We start from the raw sequence: 12,173 nt of genomic DNA on the forward strand, positions 1-12,173 counted from the left end.
GCGCCGCGCCACCCCGCCGTCGTACGCGAGGAAGGGCCGTATGGAGACGCAGTGGGAGTACCGGGCCGTCCTGGCCGTCGACATCGAGAAGTCGTCCGGGCGGGGGAACACGGCGCTGGTGCGCAACCGCGCGACGCTCCGGGAGCTGCTGCGGACGGCGTTCGGCCGCAGCGGTGTCGACTGGGAGGCGTGCGCCCGGCACGACCTGGGCGACGGCCTGCGGGTGACGGCGCCCGCCGGGACGCGCAAGGCCCCGCTGGTGCATCCGCTGGTGGCCGAGCTGGCGGGGCTGCTGCGCGCCCACAACGCCGGGGACCGGGACCCGGCGACGCGGATCCGGGTCCGGATGGCGCTGCACGCCGGGGAGGTCGGGCTGACGGCGGACGGCGACGTGGTCGGGGCGCCGCTGGAGACGCTGGCCCGGCTGCTGGACGCCCCGCCGCTGCGCACGGCCCTGGAGCAGGCACCGCGGTCCGTGCCGCTCGCGCTGCTGATGTCGCGGCACGTGTACGACGACACCGTCCGGCACGGCTACGAGGGCATCGACGCGGACACCTTCCACGAGGTGGGCTTCACCGTGAAGGAGCTCACCGCGGACGCCTGGCTGCACACCCCCGGGTGGACACCCCCACGGGAGCCGAAGGGGAAGGCGCGCACGCGCGACCGGGCCGCGCCCGGCGCCGTCACCATGCGCAACAAGGCGTCGGGCAACGGCGTGATCAACGCCGCGCAGAACGGCGACCTGCACGTCCGGATCACCAGGCACCCGTGAAGGAGCGGTCATGAGCGACGAGTTGACCCTGCTGGCCCAGGCCGGCGCCGCCGCGCTGGTCACGGCGATGGCCACCGACGCGTGGCAGGAGACCCGGGACACCGTCGCCGGGCTGTTCCGCCGGGGCCGCCGGTCCGCGGTGGCCACCCAGCTCGACGGCGGGGCCGAGCTGGTCCGGGACTCCGCCGTCCCCGACGAGGTGCGCCGGGCGCTGTACGGGTACTGGGCGCAGGAGCTGGCGGCGCTGCTGCGACAGGACCCGTCGTGCCGGGCCGCCCTCGCCGGGCTGGCCGTCGACTTGCCGGCCGGGGCTCCCGGGGACCGCCCGGCGCGGCAGACGAACACCGCCCGGGACCGGGGGACGGTGTACGCAGTGCAGCACGGAACACTGCACGTCAACGGCCCGGAGAAGCAGGCCGCCGAGGACTGACGCGGGGCCCGTCGAAGGGGCCTGGACCCGCGGTGCGGCTTGCCCCGATTCAGGGCTGATCTCCCGCAAAGTCGTAGGGGGTTTTCCCCATCAGTCCATTTCGATTCGGTCAACTCTTCCCTATCGCCCTTCCCTTGCATAAGGCTGTGCGATCGTCCGGGATCACATTCCGGACCCCGATGCTCCTTTACCTCCAAGGGATGCCGATGATCAACAGCCCCCAGCGCGAACCGAAGCCGGGCGCGAGACGCGCGGCGCGCATAGCCGTGGCCGCCGGCCTGGTCGCCGCGCTCTCCGCGGCAGGGCCGATACCCGCGGCCGTCGCTGCGGACAGCGCTCCCGCGACGGCGGACCCGAGTGTGAAGTCCGCGCACGACAAGCTCGGTTCGGACGACGCCGACCGCCTCGCCGAGGCCAAGGCGAGCGGCGAGAAGTACGTCACGATGATGGTCGCGACCGCCCCCGGCCAGACCGAGAAGGTCGCCGCGGAGCTGGACGCGGTCGGCTCCGTCGGCCAGAGCTACGACAAGCTCGGCTACGTCCGGGCGACGGTCCCCACCCGCAAGGCGGACGCGGCCATCTCGGCCGCGACCAAGCTCTCCTCCGTGCACGGCATCGACCTGCGCCAGGAGATCCCCCTGGACGACCCGGCCGTCTCGACGAAGAAGTCGACGGCCTCGGCGACCACGTACTCCGGTCCCTCGAAGAAGACCCCCGCGGAGAACCCCTACAACCCGTCCTTCGAGACGGGCGCCGTCGACTTCGTGAAGAAGAACCCGAAGGCGGACGGCCGCGGCGTCACCATCGGCATCCTGGACTCGGGCGTCGACCTGGGCCACCCCGCGCTGCAGAAGACCACCACCGGCGAGCGCAAGATCGTCGACTGGGTCACCGCCACCGACCCGATCGTCGACAGCGACCGCACCTGGCGCCCGATGACGACCTCCGTCTCCGGCCCCTCCTTCACCTACGGCGGCAAGACCTGGAAGGCGCCCGCCGGTTCGTACCAGGTGAGCACCTTCGCGGAGTCGTACACCACCGGCGGTGACGCGGCGGGCGACGCCAACCGCGACGGCGACACGACCGACGTCTGGGGCGTCCTGTACGACGCCGCGAACGGCACGGTCCGCGTCGACCTGAACAACAACGGCGACTTCGGTGACGACACCCCGATGAAGCCGTACAAGGACGGTTACCAGATCGGGTACTTCGGCACCGACGACCCGTCGACCGACGTCGTGGAGCGGCAGCCGTTCGTCGTGCAGATCCGCAAGGACGTGCCGATGGACCCGTACGGCGGCGACTGGGTCGGCAAGAAGGTCGACTTCGTCAACATCGGTGTCATCGAGTCCGAGCACGGCACGCACGTCGCCGGCATCACCGCCGCGAACGGCCTGTTCGGCGGCAAGATGAACGGCGCGGCGCCCGGCGCCAAGCTGGTCGCCTCCCGTGCCTGCACCTGGACCGGCGGCTGCACCAACGTGGCGCTCACCGAGGGCATGATCGACCTCGTCGTCAACCGCGGCGTCGACATCGTCAACATGTCCATCGGCGGCCTCCCGGCGCTGAACGACGGCAACAACGCGCGCGCCGAGCTCTACACGCGCCTCATCGACACCTACGGCGTCCAGCTGGTGATCTCCGCGGGCAACTCCGGCCCCGGCGCGAACACCATCGGCGACCCGGGTCTGGCCGACAAGGTCATCTCGGTCGGCGCGACCATCTCCAAGGACACCTGGGCCGCCAACTACGGCTCTGTCGTGGAGAAGAAGTACGCGATGATGCCGTTCTCCTCGCGCGGCCCGCGTGAGGACGGCGGCTTCACCCCGACGCTCTCCGCGCCGGGTGCCTCGATCAACACCACGCAGACCTGGCTGCCGGGCGGCCCGGTCGCCGAGGCGGGCTACAAGCTGCCGGCCGGCTACTCGATGCTGCAGGGCACCTCGATGGCCTCCCCGCAGGCCGCCGGCGCGTCCGCGCTACTGCTGAGCGCCGCGAAGCAGAAGGGCATCGACCTGACGCCCGCGAAGCTGCGCACCGCGCTGACCTCGACCGCCGACCACATCAAGGGTGTGCAGGCGTACGAGGAGGGTGCCGGCCTCATCAACATCGTGGACGCCTGGAAGTCCATCCGTAACGGCGCCACCGCCCACGAGTACACGGTGAAGGCGCCGGTCGACACCGCGATCGACCAGTTCCTGAAGACGCCGGGCTACGGCACCGGCATCTACGACCGCGAGGGCGGCCTCAAGACCGGGCAGAAGAAGACGTACGACGTCACCCTCACCCGGACGTCCGGCGCGGACAAGGCGATCCGCCACGAGCTGCACCTGGAGAACAACGCCGGGGGCACCTTCAAGATCGTCGGTTCGGACGAGGTCAGCCTCGGCCTGAACAAGCCGGTCACCGTGAAGATCTCCGCCAAGCCGTCCTCGGCCGGCCTGAAGAGCGCGATCCTCGAGGTCGACGACCCGCGTACCGAGGGCATCGACAAGCTGGTCCTCAACACGGTCGTGGTCTCGGCGCCGCTGAAGTACACGCAGGCGGCGTCCGGTTCGGTGCAGCGCAACAGCACCGCGTCCTACTTCGTGACCGTGCCCGAGGGCGCCAAGTCGCTGGAGGTCGCGATGAGCGGCCTGAAGGACAAGAGCCAGACCCGGTTCATCGCCATCCACCCCTACGGCGTCCCGGCGGACAACACCGGCACCCCGTACTGCTACAACAACTACCTCGACGGCAACGGCTGCAAGCCGGACGTGCGCGCGTACGCCGACCCGCAGCCCGGCGTCTGGGAGATCGAGGTCGAGGCGCGCCGCACCTCGCCGCTGCTCGACAACCCGTACAAGCTGGACGTCACCGTCCTCGGCGCGGCCTTCGACCCGGAGACCGTGACCATCCCCGAGGCCAAGGTCGGCACGCCGGCCACCGCCTCCTGGAAGGTGACGAACAAGTACGCCGCGATCGACGGCAAGCTGGCCGGCGGTCCGCTGGGCTCCTCGAAGTCGGCGCGTCCGTCGATCACCGAGGGCGTCACGCAGACCACCACGGTCGACGTGCCCGAGGGCGCCGCGTCGCTGGACGTCTCCATCGGCAACGTCTCCGACACGGCCGCCGACCTCGACCTGGCCGTCTACGACGCGTCCGGCACCAAGGTCGCCAGCTCCGCGGACGGCGACTCCGAGGAGGCCGTCTCCATCCCGAAGCCGGCCGCCGGCACGTACACCATCGAGGTGGACGGCTACTCGGTGCCGAGCGGCACGACGGCGTACGACTACCTGGACGTGTTCTTCTCCGCCTCCCTCGGCACCGTCAAGGTGGACGAGTCGGCGCCGGTGAAGCTCGCGACGGGCGAGTCGGTCACGGTCGACGCCACGGTCACCGCGGCCGCCGAGGCCCCGGCCGGCCGTGAGTTCTTCGGCCAGGTCCAGCTGCTGAACGCGCGCGGCACCGCCGCGGGCGTGGCCAGCGTGAAGATCGAGAAGGTCACCCCGTAACCACGGGCGGGACCATGGGGGCGGGCGTCCGGTCGGGCGCCCGCCCCTTCGTCGTCATCCGCAGGTCAGCTCGCGGGCCTCGGGCAGCGAGGCGGTGACCATCACCCGCTCGAGCGCGATCTGGCGCTCGCCGACCGCCCAGAAGTCGGGCTGGTCCGCTCCGCGCGGGACGCCGACGAGCACGGGGTCGCCGGCACGGATGCCGGGGACGACGTTCTCGTCCACCACGAAGACCTGCTCCTCGTCGGGCTTGCTCCCCTTCGCGTCCTCTTCCGGGACTTCCGGGAGGTAGACGCGGGTCAGGCTCAGGGTGATCCGCAGCGTGGTCGTCCCGGGAAGCCGTTCGACGGCCGTGGCCTCGCCCTCGGCGACCAGCCGGGAGCAGGCCAGATAGCGGGCGCTGCCGAAGGCCACACCGCCGGCGTCGGACTGCTTCTCGGCGGACGAGCCGGCGTCCAGGCTCGAGCTGTCGGCGGCACCGGTCCCGCCGCCGGACATCAGCCAGCCCATGCCGGCCATCACGGAGGCCGCGGCGGCCACCGCGAGGCCGCCGAGGGCCAGGGAGAACGCCCGGCGCCTCGGCCGGGGGGACGGGCGGACGGACCGCGCGGGTTCGGGGGCGGGGGTCGTCGCTGGGGGCGGCTCGGCGAGCGCGTGGCCGATGAGGCCGAGCTGTTCGCGCAGCACCTCCAGGTCGGCCTCGGCGGCCCGGTGCTCGGCCAGGAAGGCGGCGTCCTCGCGGGCGCCGGGCGGCAGCGGTTCGCCGGTGATCGCGGTCATCAGGGCGTCGGCCCCGTCGTGTTCGGTGGACACGTCACACCACCTCGTCCTCGTGCAGGCGGGTCCGCAGCGTCCGGACCGCCGTGTGCAGCCTGCTCTTGACCGTGCCCTCGGGGATGCCGAGCTCCTCGGCGATCCCGCGCACCGGCAGATCGGCGTAGAAGCGCAGGACGACCACCTGGCGCAGGATGTCGGGCAGCTCGTCCAGGCCCCGGGCGACGGCGAGGGAGAGCACGCTGGTCTCCTCGCCGGAGGGGTGCGCCACGGGCTGGCGCAGCGCGGAGAGCCGCTCGCCGAGGCGTTCCTGCCGCTTACGGGCCCGGTGCCAGTCCATGGCCAGGTTGGAGGCGACGACCGCCGCCCACGCGGAGACGTCGCGCGGCGCCTCCTGGCCGCCGGCGGCCCGCTCCAGCAGCCGCAGACGGACCTGCTGCACCCCGTCCGGCAGGTCCGCCTGCGGCACCCCGCCCAGTGCGAGCACCGCCCGCACCCGGCGTTCCTGGGCCGCGTCCAGCGGGTCGTCCAGAACGTCGACGTCCCGGACGGCACCGCCCCCCTGTCCGCGGCGGGCCTTTCTGCGCAGCACAGCCACCCCTCCCCTCGCCGTGTGGTGCCTATGACGCGGGGAGGCACCGAAACGTTCGGCGCGGTCCCCCGTTTTCCCTGCACCGAACAGAGGCGTACGTCACACCTTCGCGTAGCGGAGGGGGCGGTGGGCAGGCGAGCTTGCGGCGCGGGGCCGCCTCCGGGCCGGTTCTTCCAGCTCAGCACGGGTGTGAGCGAAACAACTGGAGCCGGGCGGCGGTCCCGCGGCGTCCCATGTCGTGGGCATCCTGGGCAAAGAATTGGACAGGTCGCCCGAGGTCGGACGCATGATGGAAAGGCCTCGGCCATGCAGCAGAGACAGACAAGCCACTCAGAAGGAGTCGCCGTGAGGGTCGGAATCGTCGGAGCCACCGGTCAGGTCGGCACGGTCATGCGCAGCATCCTCAAGGAGCGCGACTTCCCGGTCACGGAGCTGCGCCTGTTCGCCTCGGCCCGTTCGGCGGGGACGGTCCTGGACGGCGTGACGGTGGAGGACGCGGCGACGGCCGACTACTCCGGCCTGGACATCGTGCTGTTCTCGGCGGGCGGCTCGACCTCGAAGGCGCTCGCGCCGAAGGTCGCCTCCCAGGGCGCCGTGGTGATCGACAACTCCTCCGCGTGGCGCCGTGACCCCGAGGTCCCGCTGGTCGTCTCCGAGGTGAACCCGCACGCCATCGCGGACCGCCCCAAGGGCATCATCGCCAACCCGAACTGCACCACGATGGCCGCGATGCCGGTGCTGCGGCCGCTGCACGCCGAGGCGGGCCTGACGGCCCTGGTGGTCGCCACCTACCAGGCGGTGTCCGGCTCCGGTCTCGCCGGCGTGGACGAGCTGTTCGAGCAGGTCAAGAAGGTCGGCAACGACGCCCCGAAGCTGACCCACGACGGTTCGGCGGCGGAGTTCCCCGCACCGAACAAGTACGTGGCGCCGATCGCGTACAACGTGCTGCCGATGGCCGGCTCGCTCGTCGACGACGGCCTGAACGAGACCGACGAGGAGCAGAAGCTCCGCCACGAGTCCCGCAAGATCCTGGAGATCCCCGAGCTGAAGGTCTCCGGCACCTGTGTGCGCGTCCCGGTCTTCTCCGGCCACTCGCTGCAGGTCAACGCCCGCTTCGAGCGCCCGATCAGCGTGGAGCGCGCCAAGGAGCTGCTGGCGGGCGCGCCCGGCGTGGCCCTCACCGACGTCCCCACCCCGCTGCAGGCGGCCGGCCAGGACCCGTCGTACGTCGGCCGGATCCGGCAGGACGAGACGGTCGAGCACGGTCTCGCGCTGTTCCTGTCCAACGACAACCTCCGCAAGGGCGCCGCGCTGAACGCGGTGCAGATCGCGGAGCTGGTGGCGGCCGAGCTGAAGGCCTGACCACCGCGCGGAAGCGGAAAGGGGCGCCCACCGGTTCGGTGGGCGCCCCTTCGGCGTCGCGGGGAGCTACTCCTGTCCGGCGGCCGCGTCGGCGGCCTGGGCCTTGAGCGCCCGCTCCACACCGGAGCGGGACTCCAGGACCAGACGGCGCAGCGCCGCGTTGGGCTGCGCCTCCGCCAGCCAGGCGTCGGTGCGGCGCAGGGTCTCCTCGGAGACCTGGAGCGCCGGGTAGAGGCCGACCGCGATCTGCTGGGCGATCTCGTGCGAACGGGACTCCCAGATGTCCTTGACGACCGCGAAGTACCGCTCCGTGTACGGGGCGAGCAGCTCGCGCTGGTCGGTCTGGACGAAGCCCGCGATGACCGCCTCCTGGACGGCGTTCGGGAGCTTGTCGGACTCGATGACGGACGCCCAGGCCTCGGCCTTGGCCTCGGCGGTCGGGCGGGCGGCGCGGGCGGTGGCGGCGTGGCGCTCACCGGCGGCCGTACGGTCCCGCTCGTACTCGGCGGCGATCTCCGACTCGTCGTAGCGGCCCACGGCGGCCAGACGCTGGACGAACGCCCAGCGCAGCTCCGTGTCGACGGTCAGGCCCTCGATGGTCTGGGAGCCGTCCAGCAGGGCCTCCAGCAGGTCCAGCTGCTCCGGGGTGCGGGCGGTGGCCGCGAAGGCGCGCGCCCAGGCCAGCTGGTGGTCGCTGCCCGGCTCGGCCGCGCGCAGATGGGCCAGGGTGGCGTCCGTCCAGCGGTGGAGCAGGGCCTCGCGGGCGGCCGGGGCGGCGTACAGGTCGATGGCCAGCTTGACCTGGCGCTGCAGCGACTGCACCACGCCGATGTCGGACTCCTTGCCGATGCCCGACAGGACGAGGGAGAGGTAGTCGCGGGTGGCGAGCTCGCCGTCGCGGGTCATGTCCCAGGACGACGCCCAGCACAGGGCGCGGGCGAGCGAGGACTCGAAGTCGCCGAGGTGCTCGGTGACGAAGGCGAGGGACTGCTCGTCCAGGCGGACCTTGGCGTACGACAGGTCGTCGTCGTTGAGCAGGACGACCTGCGGGCGGGGCGTGCCGGTGAGCTGCGGCACGGCGGTCAGCTCGCCGTCGACGTCCAGCTCGAGGCGCTGGTCGCGGCGGAGCTTGCCGATGGCCTCGTCCAGGTTGTAGAGGCCGACCGCGATGCGGTGCGGGCGCAGGGTGGGCTCGCCCTTGGCGCCGGCGGGCAGCGCGGGGGCCTCCTGGCGGATGGCGAAGGAGGTGATCGTGCCGCTGTCGTCGGTCTCGATCTCGGGGCGCAGGATGTTGATGCCGGCCGTCTCCAGCCATGCCTTCGACCAGGTCTTCAGATCGCGTCCGGAGGTCTCCTCCAGGGCGCCGAGCAGGTCGGACAGGCGGGTGTTGCCGAAGGCGTGCCGCTTGAAGTAGGCCTGCACGCCCCGGAAGAACTCGTCCTGCCCGACGTAGGAGACGAGCTGCTTGAGGACGGAGGCGCCCTTGGCGTAGGTGATGCCGTCGAAGTTGACGAGGACGTCGTCCAGGTCGCGGATCTCGGCCATGATCGGGTGCGTGGAGGGCAGCTGGTCCTGCCGGTACGCCCAGGTCTTCATCTGGTTGGCGAACGTCGTCCACGCGTGCGGCCAGCGGGTGCCGGGGGCGTGCGCCTGGCAGGCGATGGAGGTGTAGGTGGCGAACGACTCGTTCAGCCACAGGTCGTTCCACCACTCCATGGTGACCAGGTCGCCGAACCACATGTGGGCCAGCTCGTGCAGGATGGTCTCGGCGCGGCCCAGGTACGCCGCGTCGGTCACCTTGGAGCGGAAGACGTACTGGTCGCGGATGGTCACCGCGCCCGCGTTCTCCATGGCGCCCGCGTTGAACTCGGGGACGAACAGCTGGTCGTACTTCTCGAACGGGTACGCGTAGTCGAACTTCTCCTGGAACCAGTCGAAGCCCTGCCGGGTCACCTCGAAGATGGCGTCCGCGTCGAGGTACTCGGCGAGGGACGGGCGGCAGTAGATGCCGAGCGGCACGGACTGCCCGTCCTTCTCGTACACGCTGTGCACCGAGTGGTACGGGCCGGCGATCAGCGCGGTGATGTACGTCGAGATCCGCGGCGTCGGCGCGAACGTCCAGACGTTGTCCTTCGGTTCGGGCGTCGGCGAGTTGGACACGACCGTCCAGCCCTCGGGCACCTTCACGGTGAACTGGAAGGTGGCCTTCAGGTCGGGCTGCTCGAACGACGCGAAGACGCGCCGGGCGTCGGGCACCTCGAACTGGGTGTACAGGTAGACCTGCTGGTCGACGGGGTCGACGAAGCGGTGCAGGCCCTCGCCGGTGTTGGTGTACGCGCAGTCGGCGACGACGCGCAGGACGTTGCGTCCCTGGAGCAGGCCCGGCAGGGTGATGCGGGAGTCCTCGAAGACCTCGCCCGGGTCGAGCCGGTCTCCGTTCAGGGTCACCTCGTGGACGGTCGGTGCCACGAGGTCGATGAAGGAGTCGGCGCCGTTCTCCGCGACGTCGAAGCGCACCGTCGTGACGGACCGGTACGTGCCACCCTCTGGCGCCCCGGAGAGGTCGAGATCGATCTCGTACGAGTCCACGGTGAGCAGCTTCGCCCGCTGCTGTGCCTCTTCGCGGGTCAGGTTTGTGCCAGGCACGCGGTCATCTCCTCGATATGTGTGGGTTCGGTCATCCTTCCATGGGACCTGACCGGAACGCGATGTCCATGACCCGCCGGTGGGCGGGGTCCGCGCGCGTGAGGCTGGGCCCATGACGACCCATCTCGTACATGCCATCGGTCCGGCGGTCCTGAAGGAGTTGCGCTCCACTGACGACGCGGGACGCCGGATGGTTCCCGTGACGGACGACGAGGGCGGGGCGCCGCTGCGCTGCTGCCTGCGCCGCAGCCGGCCCGGTGAGCGTGTCGCCCTCGTCTCGTACGCCCCGCTGCGCCGCTGGGCGGCCGGCGCGGGCGTCGATCCGGGGGCCTACGACGAACAGGGCCCCGTCTTCGTGCACGCCGAGGAGTGCGACGGCCCGGCCGGCGACGGCCCGCCCTTCGACGGGGCGCACCGGGTGGTGCGCCGCTACTCGGCGGAGGGGCGGATCCTCGGCGGCCGGCTGGTGGAGCCGGGTGGCCTGGAGGCGGCGTTCGCGCAGGCGTTCGCCGATCCGGCCGTGGAGTTCGTCCAGGTGCGGGCCGTGGAGTACGGCTGCTTCCTGTACGAGGTGCGCGGGGGCTGAGCCGGCGGCGGACACGGTCAGCCCAGGTGGGCCTTGAGGGCCGCCTCGACGGCCGCCGGGTCGGCGTCGTCCGCCGCCCAGGCCGCGTATCCGTCGGGCCGGACCAGGACGGTGGTGCGGCTGCCGTCCGCCCACTGCTCGCGGCGCACCAGGCCGTCCCGCCCGGCGTCCGCCCGCTCCCCGGTCGCCGGGGTGACCAGGACGAACCCCCGGTCGCGCAGGGCCTCATAGAGGCGGCCACCGCCGAGGAGGGCCGCGTCCGGCACCCTGTCGCCGGTCAGGGGGTGGGCGCCGCGCGGGGCGGGGTAGCGGTAGCCGATGCCCGAGATCTGGGCCAGGGCCTTGGTGCGGACCGGGCGGACGGCACGGCCGACGGCGGAGACCACGGCCCGCACGACGCGCAGCGCCGGGGTCTGGGCGCGGGCGAGCCGGACCAGTCCGCCGCTGCTGCGCAGCACGGCCTCGCCGACCGGGTGGCGCTCGGCGTGGTAGCTGTCGAGCAGCCCCTCGGGCGCCCGGCCCCGCACGGCCGCCGCCAGCTTCCAGCCGAGGTTCGCGGCGTCCTGGAGCCCGGTGTTCATACCCTGGCCGCCGGCCGGCGAGTGCACGTGCGCGGCGTCGCCGGCGAGGAAGACCCGCCCCACCCGGTACTGGGGGACCTGCCGTTCGTCGCTGTGGAACCGGGAGAGCCAGCGGGCGTCGTGCATGCCGTGGTCGGTGCCGAGCGCCCGCCGGGTGACCTCCCTGACCTCCTCCAGGTCGAGCGGGACGTCGTCGGGCACCTCGTGCCGGCGGTCCCAGCCCATCACGCGGTACCAGCCGTCGCCGAAGGAGGCGATCATCGCGAAGGTCCCGCCGGTGCCGTCGACGGTGAGCACGCCCGCGGGCGGCTCGGCGAGGCGGACGTCGGCGAGGAAGAGGGACTTGATGACGGAGGTGCCGGGGAAGGGCAGGCCGAGCGCGTCGCGCACGGCGCTGCGGTGCCCGTCGGTGCCGACGACATAGGCGGCGCGGAGGGTGGCGTCGGTGCCCTCCGGGGTGCGCACGTCCACGTCGACGCCGGTCGCGTCCTGCCGCAGCCCGGTGACCTCGTGCTCGTACCGGAAGTCGACGCCGAGGTCGCGGGCCCGCCGCTCCAGCAGCCGCTCGACCTCGTACTGCGGGGTGACGAGGAGGAAGGGGAAGCGGGACGGGAGGGTGCCGAGGTCGAGGGTGAGCCGGCGGAAGAGGCGCAGGCCGGTGATGGTGGTGCCGGTGGCGATCAGGTCGTCGGCGAGGCCCCGGGCGTCGAGCTGCTCCAGGGTGCGGGCGTGGACGCCGAAGGCGCGGGAGAGGTTGCTGATCGTGTGCGGGCGGCGCTCCAGGACGGTGACGGGGACGCCGGCGGCGGCGAGGTCGCCGGCGAGGAGCAGGCCGGTGGGACCGGAGCCGACGACGATCACGGTGTCGCGGGTGCTGTCGGTGCGGTTGCCGCTCATGCGAGACCCTCCGGAACGATGTCAACGACCGTTGGCCAA

9 protein-coding genes are annotated in these 12,173 nt (G+C 72.2%); 5 read left to right on the plus strand and 4 right to left on the minus strand.

What is annotated here, in order from left to right; all coding sequences use genetic code 11:
• Positions 1-40: 40 nt before the first annotated feature.
• The 3 genes from KBY32_RS21725 to KBY32_RS21735 all read left to right on the plus strand — a co-directional run bounded on the left by KBY32_RS21725 (position 41) and on the right by KBY32_RS21735 (position 4,696).
• Entirely contained in the window at positions 41-772 is a 732-nt protein-coding gene (locus tag KBY32_RS21725; protein WP_210981265.1) for a hypothetical protein, read from the plus strand.
• Positions 773-782: 10 nt separating this feature from the next.
• The gene (locus KBY32_RS21730) at positions 783-1,202 is read left to right on the plus strand and encodes a hypothetical protein (RefSeq protein ID WP_210981266.1); all 420 of its coding nucleotides are present in this window, start codon (positions 783-785) and stop codon (positions 1,200-1,202) included.
• Positions 1,203-1,408: 206 nt separating this feature from the next.
• Positions 1,409-4,696: a S8 family serine peptidase gene (locus KBY32_RS21735; protein WP_210981267.1), complete on the plus strand. Its 3,288-nt coding sequence runs from the start codon at positions 1,409-1,411 to the stop codon at positions 4,694-4,696.
• Positions 4,697-4,750: 54 nt separating this feature from the next.
• Here the strand turns inward: KBY32_RS21735 and KBY32_RS21740 are convergent, their stop codons facing one another.
• Both KBY32_RS21740 and KBY32_RS21745 read right to left on the minus strand, forming a co-directional pair.
• Positions 4,751-5,509 carry a hypothetical protein gene (locus KBY32_RS21740; protein ID WP_210981268.1) on the minus strand — a complete coding sequence of 253 codons (759 nt, stop codon included), beginning with the start codon at positions 5,507-5,509 and terminating at the stop codon, positions 4,751-4,753.
• Between the two features lies 1 nt (position 5,510).
• Positions 5,511-6,068 (minus strand): sigma-70 family RNA polymerase sigma factor, encoded by a 558-nt coding sequence (locus tag KBY32_RS21745; RefSeq protein WP_370592164.1) that lies wholly within the window; start codon positions 6,066-6,068, stop codon positions 5,511-5,513.
• 339 nt (positions 6,069-6,407) lie between these two features.
• On the opposite strand from KBY32_RS21745, the gene KBY32_RS21750 reads away from it, so the two are divergent.
• Positions 6,408-7,424, plus strand: coding sequence for an aspartate-semialdehyde dehydrogenase (locus KBY32_RS21750; protein ID WP_210981269.1), 1,017 nt, complete (start codon positions 6,408-6,410; stop codon positions 7,422-7,424).
• Between the two features lie 66 nt (positions 7,425-7,490).
• On the opposite strand, the gene pepN is transcribed toward KBY32_RS21750, so the two are convergent.
• On the minus strand, positions 7,491-10,070 hold the full coding sequence (pepN, locus tag KBY32_RS21755; protein WP_210981270.1) for an aminopeptidase N: 2,580 nt from the start codon (positions 10,068-10,070) through the stop codon (positions 7,491-7,493).
• 112 nt (positions 10,071-10,182) lie between these two features.
• Here pepN and KBY32_RS21760 point away from each other — a divergent pair, with 112 nt between their 5' ends.
• Entirely contained in the window at positions 10,183-10,656 is a 474-nt protein-coding gene (locus KBY32_RS21760) for a DUF1203 domain-containing protein (RefSeq protein WP_210981271.1), read from the plus strand.
• Between the two features lie 17 nt (positions 10,657-10,673).
• On the opposite strand, the gene KBY32_RS21765 is transcribed toward KBY32_RS21760, so the two are convergent.
• The gene (locus KBY32_RS21765) at positions 10,674-12,134 is read right to left on the minus strand and encodes an FAD-dependent monooxygenase (protein WP_210981272.1); all 1,461 of its coding nucleotides are present in this window, start codon (positions 12,132-12,134) and stop codon (positions 10,674-10,676) included.
• Between the last annotated feature and the right edge of the window lie 39 nt (positions 12,135-12,173).

Source organism: Streptomyces sp. RK62 (assembly GCF_018070255.1).
GTDB classification, from domain to species: domain Bacteria; phylum Actinomycetota; class Actinomycetes; order Streptomycetales; family Streptomycetaceae; genus Streptomyces; species Streptomyces nigra.

What these genes read in the sequence shown, in the direction of transcription:
- KBY32_RS21765 (WP_210981272.1), bottom strand. Translation starts at nt 12,134, where the DNA reads ATGAGCGGCAACCGCACCGACAGCACCCGCGACACCGTGATCGTCGTC.
- KBY32_RS21760 (WP_210981271.1), top strand. Translation starts at nt 10,183, where the DNA reads ATGACGACCCATCTCGTACATGCCATCGGTCCGGCGGTCCTGAAGGAG.
- KBY32_RS21730 (WP_210981266.1), top strand. Translation starts at nt 783, where the DNA reads ATGAGCGACGAGTTGACCCTGCTGGCCCAGGCCGGCGCCGCCGCGCTG.
- KBY32_RS21725 (WP_210981265.1), top strand. Translation starts at nt 41, where the DNA reads ATGGAGACGCAGTGGGAGTACCGGGCCGTCCTGGCCGTCGACATCGAG.
- KBY32_RS21735 (WP_210981267.1), top strand. Translation starts at nt 1,409, where the DNA reads ATGATCAACAGCCCCCAGCGCGAACCGAAGCCGGGCGCGAGACGCGCG.